Consider the following 15,634-nt stretch of genomic DNA (forward strand, 5'->3'; position numbering starts at 1 on the left):
GAGCGAGTATTTCCCTGTTGATTACGGTTCCCCCAACCTAATAAAAATACAGAGGGATTCTGGCAATGCGCGATTACTTGTCTGCTACGTCACAGTTCAATTATCAGCACACCGTCGATGCTGCGCTCACAGGGTCGTTGACCGCGCTCAATGCCTGCGTCGAGTGTTGCGACCGGCATGCCTTGCCGGGGCGCATTGCGCTGTTCTGGGAAGGTCGCGACGGTAGCAGCGCGACCTACACCTTCAGCGACTTGCAGGACAAGGCCGCGCGTTTCGCCAATTTCCTGGTGGCCCAGGGCGTGAAGAAGGGCGACAAGGTCGCAGGCCTGCTGCCCCGCAACTTCGAATTGCTGATCACCGTGTTCGCCGCCTGGCGCATCGGTGCGGTTTATCAGCCGCTGTTCACCGCCTTCGGCCCCAAAGCCATCGAACACCGTCTGAACAGTTCCGGCGCCAAAGTGGTGGTCACCGATGCGGTCAATCGCCCGAAACTGGCTGAAGTGGCCGACTGCCCGACCATCGTCACCGTCGGCGGTCCGAAAGGCCAAGGTATTGTTCGGGGTGATTTCAGTTTCTGGGCGGAACTGGCCAACTACTCCAGCATCTGCGAACCGGTATTGCTGACCGGCGAAGACCCGTTCCTGCTGATGTTCACCTCGGGCACCACCGGCCCGTCGAAAGCGCTATCGGTGCCGCTCAAGGCCATCGTTGCGTTCCAGAGTTATACCCGCGACGCGGTGGACCTGCGCCCCGAGGACGCCTTCTGGAACGTCGCCGATCCGGGTTGGGCCTACGGCATTTATTTCGGTGTCACCGGGCCGATGGCGATGGGGCATCCGATCACCTTTTACGATGGCCCGTTCACCCTCGAAAGCACCTGCCGGGTGATCAACAAATACGGGATTACCAACCTCACTGGCTCACCGACCGCCTATCGCTTGCTGATTGCCGGTGGCGATGAATTCGCCCGTTCGATCAAGGGCAAGCTGCGCATCGTCAGCAGCGCCGGCGAGCCGCTGAATCCGGAAGTGATCCGCTGGTTCGCCGACAACCTCGGCGTGGTGATTCACGACCATTACGGCCAGACCGAACTGGGCATGGTCCTGTGCAATCACCACGGCCTGGAACATCCGATCCACATGGGCGCCGCCGGTTTTGCCTCGCCGGGCCACCGTATCGTGGTGCTGGATGAGGAATACAAAGAACTCGGCGTCGGCCAGCCAGGCATCTTGGCCATCGACCGCACCCAGTCGCCGATGTGTTGGTTCGGCGGTTACGAAGGCGTACCGACCAAAGCGTTCGTCGGCAATTATTACCTGAGCGGCGACACCGTCGAGTGGAACCCGGACGGCAGCATCAGCTTCGTCGGCCGCAGCGACGACGTGATTACCACCTCGGGCTACCGCGTCGGCCCGTTCGACGTGGAAAGCGCGCTGATCGAACACCCGGCGGTGGTCGAGGCGGCGGTGATCGGCAAACCCGACCCGGAGCGCACCGAACTGGTGAAAGCCTTCGTCGTGCTCAGCCCGCAATATCGTGCCGAACCTGCGTTGGCCGAAGAACTGCGGCAACACGTGCGCAAGCGTCTGGCGGCGCACTCGTACCCCCGTGAAATCGAATTTGTCAGTGAATTGCCGAAAACCCCAAGCGGCAAATTGCAGCGCTTTATCTTGCGCAACCAGGAAATCGCCAAGGCTCAAGAGGCCGCCGCGAAGAACGTTTCAGCTTGAATCCAAGGAAACAATGATGCAGATCGAAAACAAGGTTTTTCTCGTCACCGGCGGTGCTTCCGGCCTCGGTGCCGCCACTGCTGAAATGCTGGTGGCCGCCGGCGCCAAGGTGATGCTGGTGGACATGAACGCCGAAGCCGTCGCGGCGCAGGCTGCACGTCTCGGCGCGCAAAGCGTGGTAGCCGACATCAGCAATGAAGCGGCGGCAGAAGCAGCGGTGCAGGCGACGGTCAAAGCGTTTGGCGGCCTCAATGGCCTGGTCAATTGCGCCGGCATCGTGCGTGGCGAGAAGATCCTCGGCAAGACCGGCCCCCATGCCTTGGCCAGTTTCAGCCAGGTGATCAACGTCAACCTGATCGGCAGTTTCAATATGCTGCGCCTGGCTGCTGCGGCGATTGCCGAGACCGAAGCCGATGCAGACGGCGAGCGCGGGGTGATCATCAACACCGCATCGGTGGCGGCCTTCGATGGTCAGATTGGCCAGGCCGCGTATTCGGCATCCAAAGGCGCGATTGCCAGCCTGACCTTGCCTGCCGCCCGTGAGCTGGCGCGCTTCGGCATCCGCGTGATGACCATCGCACCGGGCATTTTCGAAACGCCGATGATGGCCGGCATGACCCCGGAAGTACGTGATTCACTGGCCGCTGGGGTGCCGTTTCCGCCACGCCTGGGCAAGCCGAGCGAGTACGCCGCGCTGGCCCGGCATATCATAGAAAACAGCATGCTCAACGGCGAGGTGATCCGTCTCGACGGTGCCTTGCGCATGGCCGCCAAATAAGGAGTATTTGTCATGACATTGTCCAACGATCCGATTGTTATTGTCAGCGCCGTCCGCACCCCGATGGGCGGTTTCCAGGGCGAACTGAAAAGCCTGACCGCGCCACAGCTGGGCGCTGCTGCGATTCGTGCCGCGGTCGAACGCGCCGGTATCGCCCCTGAATCCGTCGAAGAAGTGCTGTTCGGCTGCGTGCTCTCCGCCGGCCTCGGCCAGGCCCCGGCGCGGCAAGCGGCACTGGGCGCCGGGCTGGATAAATCGACCCGTTGCACGACACTGAACAAAATGTGCGGCTCTGGCATGGAAGCGACGATCCTGGCCCACGACATGCTGATCGCCGGCAGCGCCGACGTGGTGGTCGCTGGCGGCATGGAAAGCATGTCCAACGCGCCGTACCTGCTGGATCGCGCCCGCAGCGGTTACCGCATGGGCCATGGCCAAGTGCTCGATCACATGTTCCTCGACGGCCTCGAAGACGCCTACGACAAGGGCCGCCTGATGGGCACCTTCGCCGAGGATTGCGCCGAAACCAACGGCTTCAGCCGTGAAGATCAGGACGCGTTTGCCATCGCGTCGACCACCCGCGCCCAACAGGCGATCGAGGAAGGTAGTTTTAAAGCCGAGATCGTGCCGCTCACCGTGACGGTCGGCAAACAGCAAGTGCTGATCAGCCACGACGAACAACCGCCGAAAGCCAAACTGGACAAGATCGCTTCGCTGAAGCCGGCGTTCCGCGAGGGCGGCACCGTGACGGCGGCCAACTCCAGTTCGATTTCCGACGGCGCGGCGGCGCTGGTTTTGATGCGCCGTTCCGAAGCCGAGAAACAAGGCCTGAAACCGCTGGCAGTGATTCATGGCCACGCGGCGTTCGCCGACACCCCGGGGTTGTTCCCGGTGGCACCGGTGGGCGCGATCAAGAAACTGATGAAGAAAACCGGCTGGTCGCTGGATGAAGTCGAGTTGTTCGAAGTCAACGAAGCTTTCGCCGTGGTGAGCCTGGTGACCATGACCAAGCTGGAAATCTCCCACGAGAAGGTCAACGTCCACGGCGGGGCCTGTGCCTTGGGCCACCCGATTGGTGCGTCTGGCGCGCGGATCCTCGTCACCTTGCTCTCGGCCCTGCGCCAGAAAGGCCTGAAACGCGGCGTTGCAGCGATCTGCATCGGCGGCGGCGAAGCGACGGCCATGGCCGTTGAATGCCTCTATTAAGGCCCGCATTGTTTCTGTAGGAGCAATGTAGGAGCTGTCGAGTGAAACGAGGCTGCGATCTTTTGACTTTGCTTTTTTAAAGATCAAGATCAGAAGATCGCAGCCTCGTTGCACTCGACAGCTCCTACAAGGGCAACTGTATTTTTAAGGAATTGGCATGATCCCCAACGACGAACAACTGCAGATCAGCGACGCGGCCCGGCAGTTTGCCCAGGAACGGCTGAAACCGTTCGCCGCCGAATGGGACCGCGAACATCGCTTCCCCAAGGAAGCCATCAGCGAGATGGCTGACCTGGGCTTCTTCGGCATGCTGGTGCCGGAGCAGTGGGGCGGTTGTGACACCGGATACCTGGCTTACGCCATGGCCCTGGAAGAAATCGCTGCCGGCGATGGCGCCTGCTCGACCATCATGAGCGTGCACAACTCGGTGGGTTGCGTGCCGATCCTCAAGTTCGGCAACGACGATCAGAAAGAACGTTTCCTCAAACCGCTGGCTGGCGGCGCGATGCTCGGTGCGTTTGCGCTGACCGAACCGCAAGCCGGTTCCGATGCCAGCAGCCTGAAAACCCGTGCCCGGCTGGAAGGCGATCACTACGTGCTCAACGGCTGCAAGCAGTTCATCACTTCCGGGCAAAACGCCGGGGTGGTGATTGTGTTTGCGGTGACTGACCCGAGTGCCGGCAAACGCGGGATCACCGCGCTGATCGTGCCCACCGATTCGCCGGGCTATAAAGTCGCGCGGGTCGAAGACAAGCTCGGCCAGCACGCCTCTGATACCTGCCAGATCCTCTTCGAGGATGTGAAAGTGCCGGTGGCCAATCGACTGGGTGAGGAGGGCGAAGGCTACAAGATCGCCTTGGCCAACCTCGAAGGCGGCCGTGTCGGTATCGCCTCGCAATCGGTGGGCATGGCCCGCGCTGCGTTCGAAGCGGCCCGCGACTACGCCCGTGAACGCGAGAGCTTCGGCAAGCCGATCATCGAGCACCAGGCGGTAGCGTTCCGCCTGGCCGACATGGCGACCCAGATCGCCGTGGCCCGGCAGATGGTGCATTACGCGGCGGCGTTGCGCGACAGCGGCAAACCGGCGCTGGTCGAAGCGTCGATGGCCAAGCTGTTCGCCTCGGAAATGGCCGAAAAGGTTTGTTCCTCTGCGTTGCAAACCCTTGGCGGTTACGGTTACCTGAACGATTTCCCGCTGGAGCGGATCTACCGCGACGTGCGGGTGTGCCAGATCTACGAAGGCACCAGCGACATTCAGCGCATGGTCATTTCGCGCAATCTTTGAGAAGGAATCCCCCTATGAACTACGAAACGATTTTGCTGGAAACCCACGGCCGTGTCGGCCTGATCACCCTCAACCGTCCGCAAGCCTTGAACGCGTTGAATGCCCAACTCGTCAGCGAAGTGAACCACGCCCTCGATGGCCTGGAAGCTGATTCGAACATCGGTTGCATCGTGCTGACCGGCTCGAAAAAAGCCTTCGCGGCCGGTGCCGACATCAAGGAAATGGCCGAGCTGACCTACCCGCAGATCTACCTCGACGACCTGTTCAGCGACAGCGATCGCGTGGCTAACCGCCGCAAGCCGATCATTGCCGCGGTCAACGGTTTCGCCTTGGGCGGTGGCTGTGAACTGGCGCTGATGTGCGACTTCATCCTGGCCGGCGACAATGCAAAATTCGGCCAACCGGAAATCAACCTCGGCGTATTGCCGGGCATGGGCGGCACCCAGCGCTTGACCCGCGCCGTGGGCAAGGCCAAGGCCATGGAAATGTGCTTGAGCGGGCGCTTGATCGATGCGGTGGAAGCCGAGCGTTGCGGGATCGTGGCGCGCATCGTGCCGGCGGATGATCTGGTGGACGAAGCGCTGAAAGTCGCGGCGCTGATTGCGAAGAAATCACTGCCGATTGCGATGATGATCAAGGAAAGCGTCAACCGCGCCTTTGAAGTCAGCCTGTCGGAAGGCGTGCGTTTTGAACGCCGGGTATTCCATGCGGCGTTTGCCACGCAGGATCAGAAAGAAGGGATGGCGGCGTTTATTGCCAAGCGTGAGGCCGAATTCCAGGGTAAGTAATCCATTGACCTAAAAAGATCGTCCGAACGCGGCCCGAGCCTTCGGCAGCTCCTACAGGCGTACACAAAACCCTGTAGGAGCTGCCGAAGGCTGCGATCTTTTGCTTTTAGACCAGGTAGTTCTTCAGTTCCCGGGCAATCACCATTCGCTGTATTTCGCTCGACCCTTCATAAATTTGCGTGATCCGCGCATCCCGGTAGTAACGCTCCACCGGGTAATCCTCCAGATACCCATACCCGCCATGAATCTGGATCGCCGACGAGCAGACCTTTTCCGCGATCTCCGAAGCAAACAGCTTGGCCTGTGAAGCCTCCGACAGGCACGGCTTGCCGGCACTGCGCAAGCGCGCGGCGTGCAGGATCAACAGGCGCGCGGCGTTCAGTCGGGTCTGCATGTCGGCCAGCATATTGGCGATGCTCTGGTGTTCGATGATCGGCTTGTCGAACTGCACCCTATCGCGCGCGTAAGCCAGCGCCGCTTCGAACGCCGCACGGGCGATGCCCAGGGCTTGCGCAGCGATGCCGATGCGGCCGCCTTCGAGGTTGGAGAGGGCGATGGCCAGGCCTTTGCCGCGTTCGCCCAGCAAATTGGCTTCAGGGACGGTGCAGTTGTTCAGGGTGACGGCGCAGGTATCGGAAGCGCGGATGCCCATCTTGTGTTCACTGCGGTCGACGATGAACCCCGCTGTTTCGGTCGGCACCAGGAATGCCGAGATGCCACGCTTGCCCAACTCCGGATCAGTCACGGCGAAAACGATTGCCAGCTTCGCCCGTTTGCCGTTGCTGACGAATTGCTTGGCGCCGTTGATCACCCACTGGCCGTCGCGCAGTTCGGCGCGGGTACGCAGGTTATGGGCTTCGGAACCGGCTTGCGGTTCGGTCAGGCAGAAGCAACCGATGGCCTGGCCGCTGGCGAGGTCCGGCAACCATTGCTGTTTCTGTTCTTCGGTGCCGTAGTTCAGCACCGGCCCGCAGCCCACGGAGTTGTGGATGCTCATCAGCGCGCCGGTGGCGCCGTCACCGGCGGAAATCTCTTCCACCGCCAGCGCGTAGGCCACGTAGTCGACATAGGTGCCGCCCCATTCCTCGGGCACCACCATGCCCAGCAGACCCAGTTCCCCCATCTTCGCCACCAGACCGTCATCGATCCAGCCGGCCTTTTCCCAGGCTTGTGCGTGGGGCGCGATTTCGCCGCGGGCAAAATCCCGGGCCATGTCGCGGATCATCACTTGTTCTTCGCTCAATTCGATATCGTGCATGGCTCAGCTCCCGCTCTGGTCAAACCCGGTGAAAAAACTCGCGACGTGCTCGGCGTCCAGCGCCTGCAAGGTCGGCGGGTTCCAGCGCGGGTTCTTGTCTTTGTCGATCAACAAGGCGCGCACGCCTTCGATCAGGTCGCCACGTTCGAACCACTGGCGATCCAGGTGCAGTTCGAGGGCGAAGCACTGTTCCAGGCTCAGGTGCCGACCGCGCCGCAGCATTTCCAGGGTCACGCCCATGGCCAGCGGTGAACGGCTTTCCAGCAAGTCGGCGGTGGCCATGGCCCACTCATGGCTGTCGGCGACGGTCACTGCACGCAGTTGTTCCACCATACTCGGCACATCGGGCAAGGCGAAGAAGTGGTCGATGGCCGGCCGCAGTGCCGCGAGCGGGGCGACCGGCAGTTGTTGCACGGCGAGTTTCGCCAGCGCGCCTTGCAGGTCTTTGAGCGGCGTGTCGTGCCATTCCAGATGGTCGAGTCGTTCGTCCAGCTCGTCCAGGCTGGCGCTCTCCAGATACCAATCGGCCAGGCCGCAATAGAGCGCATCGGCAGCGCGGATCTGCACGCCGCTGACGCCGAGATAGATGCCCAGCTCACCGGGAATGCGCGGCAGGAAGTAGCTGCCGCCGACGTCCGGGAAATAACCGATGGCCACTTCCGGCATCGCCAGACGGCTACGCTCGGTGACCACCCGCAAATCGGCGCCTTGCACCAGCCCCATGCCGCCGCCCAGGACAAAGCCGTCCATCAAGGCCAGGACCGGTTTGCGGTAGTGATGGATCGTGAGGTCGAGGGCGTATTCCTCGACGAAGAAATCTTCGTGCAGCGTGTCGCCGCTTTTGAAGCTGTCGTACAGCGAGCGGATATCGCCGCCGGCACAGAAGGCTTTCTCGCCAGCGCCGCGCAACACCACCGCATGCACCTGCGGATCCTGTGCCCAGGCATCGAGTTGCTGTTGCAGGCTGCGGACCATGTCCAGGGTAATGGCGTTGAGGCCGGCGGGGCGGTTGAGGGTCAGGTGACCGATGTGATTGCGAACCTCGGCCAACACTTCGTTTTGCGTGGCATCCATGGACGGTGTCCCCGGGGATGAAACCTGAGCAGTCATCACTAACTCCCTGCTTTTATTGTTCTTTATAGAGAAGCTCGCGCGCGAGCGATGCAGGATCGTAACAGTGCAAATTTGCCCTGTACAACCTAGATACGTGCAGGTCTCGTTTGCATTTTTACCTTAGGGGAAGATCAAAAGATCGCAGCCTGCGGCAGCTCCTACGCAATCGGTGTTCATACCGAAAAATCGCGGTGGACGCGGTCAACGTAGGAGCTGCCGAAGGCTGCGATCTTTTGATCTTTCTTTTGATCTTTCTTTTGATCTTTAACCCCATCCAGCAATCAACGACAGGATCGGCTGTGAAAGCCCTTCGTTCAGCGCAGTTGAGCTGTCTGGACAGGGGCTTACGACACCCGTGCCGTCCTGGCAATTGGCATTCTGACGGTCCATTTCAAGCACTTGCGATCAAGCGCCTGGAATGGACTGCACCCCGACGACTGGCCCAAGCCGGTTGAAAACAACAACAAATACGGCTGCGGTGAATGCCGCATCGACTCTCTGCCCTGTCAAAAAGTGTGGTGCGGCGCAGGCGCCAAGCCGCGATAAATCCAAATAATCCGGGACCTTAGAAGATGAACATCAAATGGCTGACCTTACCGGCATTGGCTTTGCTGTGCTGCTCCACCGGTGCCAGCGCCAAGGAGTGGAAAGAGCTGCGCTTCGGCGTTAACCCCAGTTATCCGCCTTTTGAATCCACCACCGCTGATGGCGGCGTGCAAGGGTTCGGCGTGGACCTGGGCAATGCGATCTGCGCCGAGCTGAAAGTGAAGTGTGTGTGGGTCAGCAATGACTTTGACGGGTTGATTCCGGCGCTCAAGGCGGGCAAGTTCGACGCGATCGAATCGTCGATGACCGTGACCGACGCACGTAAAAAACAGATCGACTTCACCGATCGCCTGTACGCCGGGCCGACCGCTATCGTCACCCGCAAGGACTCTGGCTTGCTACCCACCGCCGAATCGCTGCAGGGCAAGACCATCGGCTACATGCAGGGCACGATTCAGGAAACCTATGCCAAGGCCAAACTGGCACCGGGCGGCGTGAAGTTGCGCGCTTATCAGAACCAGGATCAGGTCTACGCCGACCTGGTTTACGGCCGTCTTGATGCCTCGATCCAGGACAAGCTGCAAGCGCAGATGAGCTTCCTGACATCACCGCAGGGGGCAGACTTCAAGAACAGCGAGGGCATCAGCGACCCGCTGGTGCCATCGGAAATCGCCATCGGCGTGCGCAAGGACAACGAAGAACTCAAAGGCATGCTCAACGCCGCCATCAAGGCCCTGCATGAAAAGGGCATCTACGCGCAGATCCAGCAGAAGCATTTCGGCGATCTGGACCTCTACAACAACTGATCCTCGCGCCCCGAACGCTGCGTCCTGGTAACAGGCGCAGCGCTTGCAAGCGGGCGCCTCAAGACAGGTGACTGGCGTGAACTCCTTCCTGAATCTGATCGGGGTCGATCTTTCGGCCCTGCAAGGCTATGGCCCATTGTTGCTGCATGGCACCTGGGTCACCCTCAAATTGTCGGCGCTGTCACTGCTGGTGAGCATGGCGCTGGGGCTGCTCGGCGCGGCGGCCAAGCTGTCGCCGCTGAAGCTGTTGAACCTGCCCGCGACTTTCTACACAACGCTGATTCGCGGCGTGCCGGACCTGGTGCTGATGCTGCTGATTTTCTACAGCCTGCAAGGCTGGCTGAGCAGCCTGACCGAGGCCATGGGCTGGCCTTACATGGAGATCGATCCGTTTGTAGCCGGCATTGTCACCCTCGGCTTCATTTACGGCGCGTATTTCACCGAGACCTTTCGCGGGGCGATCCTCAGCGTGCCAAACGGTCAGCAGGAAGCCGCCGCGTGCTTTGGTCTGAGCCGCTGGCAACGTTTTCGCTTCGTGGTGTTCCCGCAGATGATGCGATTCGCCTTGCCGAGCCTGGGCAATAACTGGCTGGTGCTGCTCAAGGCCACGGCGCTGGTGTCGATCATCGGTTTGTCGGACCTGGTCAAGGTGGCTCAGGAAGCCGGTAAAAGCACCTTCAACATGCTCGATTTCCTGCTGCTGGCAGGGGCGCTGTATCTGTTGATCACCAGCGCGTCGAACTACGTATTGCGTGTGCTCGAACGGCGTTATAACCAGGGCGTGCGGGGGATGGCGCGATGATCGAGTTGATTGCCGAATACTGGAAACCCTTTCTGTTCAGCGACGGTTATAACCTCACTGGATTGGCGATGACCTTGTGGCTGCTGGTGGCGAGCATCGTGATGGGGTTCTTCCTCTCGCTGCCCTTGGCGATCCTTCGAACCTCACGCTGGGGCCTGCTGCGCTGGCCGGTTCAGCTGTTCACCTATGTGTTTCGCGGCACGCCGCTGTATATCCAGCTGCTGATTTGCTACAGCGGGATTTACGGCATCGCCGTGGTCCGCTCGCAACCGCTGCTTGAAGCGTTCTTTCGCGATGCGATGAATTGCACGTTGCTGGCGTTCACACTCAACACCTGTGCCTACACCGTGGAAATCTTCGCCGGGGCGATTCGGAGCATTCCTTACGGTGAAATCGAGGCGGCCCATGCCTATGGCTTGAGTGGCTGGCGCCTGTACTTGCGATTGATCCTGCCGTCGGCCTTGCGCCGGGCACTGCCGTATTACAGCAACGAAGTGATCCTGATGTTGCACGCCACATCGGTGGCGTTCACCGCGACCATTCCCGACATTCTCAAAATCGCCCGGGACGCCAATGCCGCGACGTTCATGACCTTTCAGGCTTTCGGCATTGCCGGCCTGTTGTACCTCGCGTTGTCGTTCGGTCTGGTCGGCGCGTTCCGTCTGGCGGAGAAGCGTTGGTTGAGCTTCCTCGGGCCGGCGCACTAATTCCTCTTTTCATCCAGAGCAGCGCCGAGGCCGGCGCTGCTGCAGGAGACTTATGCATGTACAAACTCACGGTTGAAAATCTGTACAAACGTTTTGGTGACAATGAAGTGCTCAAGGGCGTCTCGTTGAACGCACGGGCTGGCGATGTGGTCAGCATGATCGGCGCCAGCGGCTCGGGTAAAAGCACCATGCTGCGCTGCATCAACTTTCTGGAGCGGGCGGACGAAGGCGCCATCGTGCTGGAAGGCGAGCGCATCATCACTCGCCCGGGCGCGGGCGGCATGCGCGTCGCCAACCCGGCGCAGTTGCAGCGCCTGCGCACACGCCTGGCGATGGTGTTCCAGCATTTCAATCTGTGGAGCCATCTGACCGTACTGGAAAACATCATACTGGCGCCGTGTCGGGTGCTGGGTGTCAGCCGCAAGGCAGCCGAAGACAGCGCTCGGGCGTATCTGGACAAGGTCGGTTTGCCGCAACGGGTGGCCGATCAATACCCGGCGTTCCTGTCCGGCGGACAGCAACAGCGCGTCGCGATTGCCCGGGCATTGGCGGTGGAGCCGGAGATTCTGTTGTTCGACGAGCCGACCTCGGCCCTCGATCCGGAGCTGGTAGGCGAGGTGTTGAAGGTGATTCAGGCGCTGGCCGAAGAGGGGCGGACCATGTTGATGGTGACCCACGAAATGGGCTTTGCCCGGCAAGTGTCCAGCCAGGTGTTGTTCTTGCATCAAGGGCGGGTCGAGGAGCAAGGTGATGCAACCATCCTCGACCAGCCAAAGAGTGAACGGTTACAGCAATTTCTATCGGGTCGTTTGAAGTGAGGCAAGACGTACATGGCGGATATCCGTGATATGTCGATTGTGCTTGATCGTATTGATCAGGCCATCATCGAAGTGCTGCGCCACGAAGGGCGCATCACTTATCAAAAGCTGTCCGAGCGCGTGCACCTGACGCCCAGGCCGTGCCTGGAACGGGTGCGCAAGCTCGAACAGCTCGGGGTTATCCGTGGCTACGGCGCGATTCTCGATGAAAAGAAACTGACACCGGGGTTGTCGTTGCTGGTGTTGGTTGCGTTGTCGAACCAGAGCGGGCGGGCGGCGCAAAAGGCTTTTGAGGCCAAGGTCCGTGGTTGTCCGCAGGTGCTGGAATGCCGCTTGATCAGCGGCGCGTTCGACTACAGCCTGCGCATGCGTTGCCGGGACATGGAACATTACCGGGTGCTGACTGAAGTCTGGTTCGACGACCCGGAATTGCACATTGATAAGCTGGTCAGCCATCCGGAACTGGCGATGGTCAAGACCACGATGGAATAACCCCGTAGCCCCGTAGCAGCTGCCGAGCCCGCGAGGCTGCGTTCGGCGGCGAAGCCGTCGTAAATCCTGTATACGCGGTTCTCCTGAAACACCGCATAGCCTGACTTCACGACGGCTTCGCCGCCGAACGCAGCCTCGCAGGCTCGGCAGCTGCTACGGGGACCGTGTTTACCGCAATTTTGGGGCTGCGATATTTTGATTTCGGCCCTCGCCGAATCGGCTGACCCAACCACGTTTTTCAGCCATTTTCATCACATCGCCGGCCCTTAACAACCGGGTTTTTCCGCCGCCGAAACAGACAATGAGTGCCTCTCAACCCTCATTGAATCTGTGCCCATGCAAACCACCAATACCGTTTTGATGATTCGCCCGACACGTTTCTCGTTCAATCAGGACACGGCGGCGAACAACCGTTTCCAGCGCCCGGCCGATGTGTCCGAGGACGTGCAGCTCAAGGCCTTGCAAGAGTTCGATGGCTACGTCGCCGCGCTGCGCAGCCACGGCGTCGAAGTCTTGGTGCACAACGACCGCGAAGCGCCGCATACCCCCGATTCGATATTCCCCAACAATTGGTGGAGCAGTCATCCCGACGGCACGTTGGTGCTGTACCCGATGCAGGGCCACAACCGCCGTCTGGAGCGTGACAAAGGCGTGCTCGACTGGTTGCGGGACGAGTACCGGGTCGAGCAGATGCTGGACCTTTCCAGCCTGGAACAGCAGGAAGTGTTCCTCGAGGGCACCGGCAGCATGGTGCTGGATCGCGAGCAGCGGATTTGTTACGCCGGCTATTCCACCCGTACTCACGCTCGGGCGCTGGACCAACTGGTCGACCATTTGGGTTACGAGTTGTGCGCCTTCAATGCGGTGGACCGCCAGGGTGTGCCGATTTATCACACCAACGTGATGATGAGTGTCGGTACTCGGCTGGCCATTGCATGCCTGGCCTCTGTCACTAACCCGGCAGAACGCCTGGCGCTGCGCTCACGGCTGGAAGACAGCGGTAAAAAGGTGATTGCCCTGGACTGGGCGCAACTGGAGTCGTTCGCCGGCAACATGCTGGAAGTCCACAACGCCGCGGGCGAACCCTTACTGGTGATGTCACGCACCGCCTGGAAATCGCTGGATGCCGATCAACGCCGCTTGATCGAAACCCACGTCACGCCGCTGCCGGTGAACATCGACACCATCGAACGCATCGGCGGCGGTAGCGCTCGCTGCATGTTGGCCGAAGTCTTTCTATCCAAACGTCAATCTGAACGTCAGCCGAACGCTGCCCAGGAGCAAGTGCGATGATCGTCCGTCCTGCAACACCGGCAGATTTGCCGGCACTGTTGGCCCTGGCTCATAGTGCCGGGACCGGTTTGACCACGTTGCCGGCCGATGCGTCGCGCTTGAGTCATCGCCTGGAGTGGGCGGCGAAAACCTTCGCCGGCGAGGCAGAACGTGCGGATGCCGACTACCTGTTTGTGCTGGAGAACGACCAGCAGCAAGCGGTCGGTATTTGTGCCTTGGCGGGCGCTGTCGGCCTGCGTGAGCCCTGGTACAACTATCGACTGGGCCTGTTTGTCGCCGCGTCGAAAAACCTCGGGATCAATCAGCAACTGCCGACGTTGTTCCTTGGCAACGACATGACCGGCCACTCGGAATTGTGTTCACTGTTTTTGCACGCCGATCACCGCAGCGGTCTGAATGGCCGCTTGCTGTCCAAGGCTCGCTTCCTGTTTCTGGCGGAGTTCCGTCAGCACTTCGGTGAAAAAGTAATCGCGGAGATGCGCGGTTATTCGGACGAAGAGGGCGTCTCACCGTTCTGGGAAGGTTTGGGCCGACATTTCTTCAAGATGAATTTCGCCGACGCCGACTACCTAACGGGCCTTGGCAACAAAACCTTCATCGCCGAACTGATGCCCAAGTTTCCACTGCCGACCTGCCTGTTGCCTGAAGCGGCACGCGCGGTCATCGGCCGCGTCCATCCCAACACCGAACCGGCGCTGGGCATGCTCAAGGCTGAAGGCTTTGAGCATCGGGATTACATCGACATCTTTGATGGCGGGCCGCTGATCGAATGCGCCACCGGCGACATCCGTGCGGTGCGCGACAGCCAGGTGTTGCAACTGAGTATCGGCCCCCCCGGAGAACACGCAGCGACGTACCTGATTCACAACCGCCAGTTTGCCGAATGCCGGATTACCGCAGCCCCGGCGCGAGTCGCTGCTGGCACCTTGATTGTCGATGCGCAGACGGCGAAGACATTGGGCTTGAGTGCCGGAGCTTCGGTGCGCGCAGTGAGCCTGGCGGTGCCGGCGCGGCAGCAGTCGGCGGCCTGACACGGTTTTTGAAGCGACCTTGAATTTGTGGCGAGGGGGCTTGCCCCCGTTCGACTGCGCAGCAGTCGCAGATTCAGTGATCTCGGTATTACTAAGGAAAACCGATAGCAGGTTTTGGGGCCGCTTCGCAGCCCAGCGGGGGCAAGCCCCCTCGCCACAGAATGTGAGTGTTTCAGACTCTGCTGCTCAGCACTTCACCGATACTGCGCCGCTTGGCATGCAATTCACTGGCATGAATCAACTGCTCGAGGTCTTCAGGGGTGACGTCGTAGAAGGCCTCCATGTCGGCGAGTGCGCGTCGCAGATCTTCGGCGGTGATCGCCTGGCTGTCGGCCGCGGGCATTAGCGGTGCCGGTTCGGCGGGACGCTTGGGGTAACGAATGCGCGTGAAGTTGTTGTACGCCAACGCGCTGAGCAGCATCGTCGAGCCGCTGAGCATCACCGGGCCGAGGGCTTTCCAGTCCATGGCGATGGTCGCCGGGTCTGCCAGCACCATCAGCAGCGCCAGCGCCCCGGCGGGTGGGTGCAGGCAACGCAGCCAGCACATCAGAATCAGCGCCATGCCCGCCGCCAGGCAGGCGCTGGCGAGGGTGCGGCCGAGTACGTGAGCGACCAGCAGCGAGATCACCCCCGCGCAGAGGTAACCGCCAAGAATCGACCACGGCTGGGCCAGCGCACCCGAGGACACGGCGAACAGTAATACCGCCGACGCGCCCAACGGACCTATCAGATGCAGCGCCACATCGATGCCGAACACCTGGCCGCACAACCAGACACTGAACATCGTCCCCATGGCCATGCCGATGGCGGCACGGCTCCATTCGGAGGGGCGGGTGTTGATGGCGGCGGGCAACCAGTGAGCGAGCATGACGAACATCGATCCTTTGACAAAAACCAGGGCAAAAAAAAGGCTTGTCCGGATACCCGGAAAGCCCTTGAAGTGGTTCCAACTATTGGGGGAGGAACGGCGCACAGTGTGCC

General features: G+C 60.8%; 15 protein-coding genes. 12 read left to right on the top strand and 3 right to left on the bottom strand.

Annotation, left to right across the window (positions count from 1 at the left end; translation table 11 throughout):
* Positions 1-65 precede the first annotated feature (65 nt).
* The 5 genes from ACEN9A_RS13685 to ACEN9A_RS13705 all read left to right on the top strand — a co-directional run bounded on the left by ACEN9A_RS13685 (position 66) and on the right by ACEN9A_RS13705 (position 5,787).
* Entirely contained in the window at positions 66-1,730 is a 1,665-nt protein-coding gene (locus ACEN9A_RS13685) for an AMP-binding protein (RefSeq protein WP_258674017.1), read from the top strand.
* A gap of 16 nt (positions 1,731-1,746) precedes the next feature.
* The gene (locus ACEN9A_RS13690; protein ID WP_018929129.1) at positions 1,747-2,508 is read left to right on the top strand and encodes an SDR family NAD(P)-dependent oxidoreductase; all 762 of its coding nucleotides are present in this window, start codon (positions 1,747-1,749) and stop codon (positions 2,506-2,508) included.
* A gap of 12 nt (positions 2,509-2,520) precedes the next feature.
* Positions 2,521-3,714, top strand: a complete 1,194-nt coding sequence (locus ACEN9A_RS13695) for an acetyl-CoA C-acyltransferase (protein ID WP_258674018.1) — start codon at positions 2,521-2,523, stop codon at positions 3,712-3,714.
* A gap of 157 nt (positions 3,715-3,871) precedes the next feature.
* A complete protein-coding gene (locus ACEN9A_RS13700; protein ID WP_019649660.1) occupies positions 3,872-4,999 on the top strand; it encodes an acyl-CoA dehydrogenase in 1,128 nt (375 codons plus the stop codon).
* Between the two features lie 14 nt (positions 5,000-5,013).
* Positions 5,014-5,787, top strand: coding sequence for an enoyl-CoA hydratase (locus tag ACEN9A_RS13705; RefSeq protein ID WP_258674019.1), 774 nt, complete (start codon positions 5,014-5,016; stop codon positions 5,785-5,787).
* Between the two features lie 106 nt (positions 5,788-5,893).
* On the opposite strand, the gene ACEN9A_RS13710 is transcribed toward ACEN9A_RS13705, so the two are convergent.
* Positions 5,894-7,045, bottom strand: a complete 1,152-nt coding sequence (locus tag ACEN9A_RS13710) for an acyl-CoA dehydrogenase family protein (protein ID WP_258674020.1) — start codon at positions 7,043-7,045, stop codon at positions 5,894-5,896.
* Between the two features lie 3 nt (positions 7,046-7,048).
* Positions 7,049-8,155, bottom strand: coding sequence for an enoyl-CoA hydratase/isomerase family protein (locus tag ACEN9A_RS13715; protein WP_258674021.1), 1,107 nt, complete (start codon positions 8,153-8,155; stop codon positions 7,049-7,051).
* Positions 8,156-8,730: 575 nt separating this feature from the next.
* Between ACEN9A_RS13715 and ACEN9A_RS13720 the strand changes: the two genes are divergently transcribed.
* From ACEN9A_RS13720 to astA, 7 genes are all read left to right on the top strand, one after another.
* Entirely contained in the window at positions 8,731-9,510 is a 780-nt protein-coding gene (locus ACEN9A_RS13720) for a transporter substrate-binding domain-containing protein (RefSeq protein ID WP_007939684.1), read from the top strand.
* A gap of 76 nt (positions 9,511-9,586) precedes the next feature.
* Complete coding sequence (locus tag ACEN9A_RS13725) at positions 9,587-10,312, top strand: ABC transporter permease (protein WP_019649665.1); 726 nt, start codon at positions 9,587-9,589, stop codon at positions 10,310-10,312.
* The gene (locus ACEN9A_RS13730) at positions 10,309-11,019 is read left to right on the top strand and encodes an ABC transporter permease (protein ID WP_258674023.1); all 711 of its coding nucleotides are present in this window, start codon (positions 10,309-10,311) and stop codon (positions 11,017-11,019) included. Before ACEN9A_RS13725 ends, ACEN9A_RS13730 begins: the two co-directional genes overlap by 4 nt.
* A gap of 56 nt (positions 11,020-11,075) precedes the next feature.
* Positions 11,076-11,837, top strand: coding sequence for an ABC transporter ATP-binding protein (locus tag ACEN9A_RS13735; protein ID WP_007939681.1), 762 nt, complete (start codon positions 11,076-11,078; stop codon positions 11,835-11,837).
* Positions 11,838-11,849: 12 nt separating this feature from the next.
* On the top strand, positions 11,850-12,329 hold the full coding sequence (locus tag ACEN9A_RS13740; RefSeq protein ID WP_007939680.1) for an Lrp/AsnC family transcriptional regulator: 480 nt from the start codon (positions 11,850-11,852) through the stop codon (positions 12,327-12,329).
* A gap of 336 nt (positions 12,330-12,665) precedes the next feature.
* On the top strand, positions 12,666-13,622 hold the full coding sequence (gene ctlX / locus ACEN9A_RS13745; RefSeq protein ID WP_258674024.1) for a citrulline utilization hydrolase CtlX: 957 nt from the start codon (positions 12,666-12,668) through the stop codon (positions 13,620-13,622).
* Positions 13,619-14,653, top strand: coding sequence for an arginine N-succinyltransferase (gene astA / locus ACEN9A_RS13750; RefSeq protein WP_258674025.1), 1,035 nt, complete (start codon positions 13,619-13,621; stop codon positions 14,651-14,653). Before ctlX ends, astA begins: the two co-directional genes overlap by 4 nt.
* Before the next feature lie 172 nt (positions 14,654-14,825).
* Here astA and ACEN9A_RS13755 read toward each other — a convergent pair whose 3' ends face one another.
* Entirely contained in the window at positions 14,826-15,521 is a 696-nt protein-coding gene (locus ACEN9A_RS13755; RefSeq protein ID WP_026345868.1) for an HPP family protein, read from the bottom strand.
* Positions 15,522-15,634: the final 113 nt, after the last annotated feature.

It is taken from the genome of Pseudomonas sp. Pseusp18 (assembly GCF_059506005.1).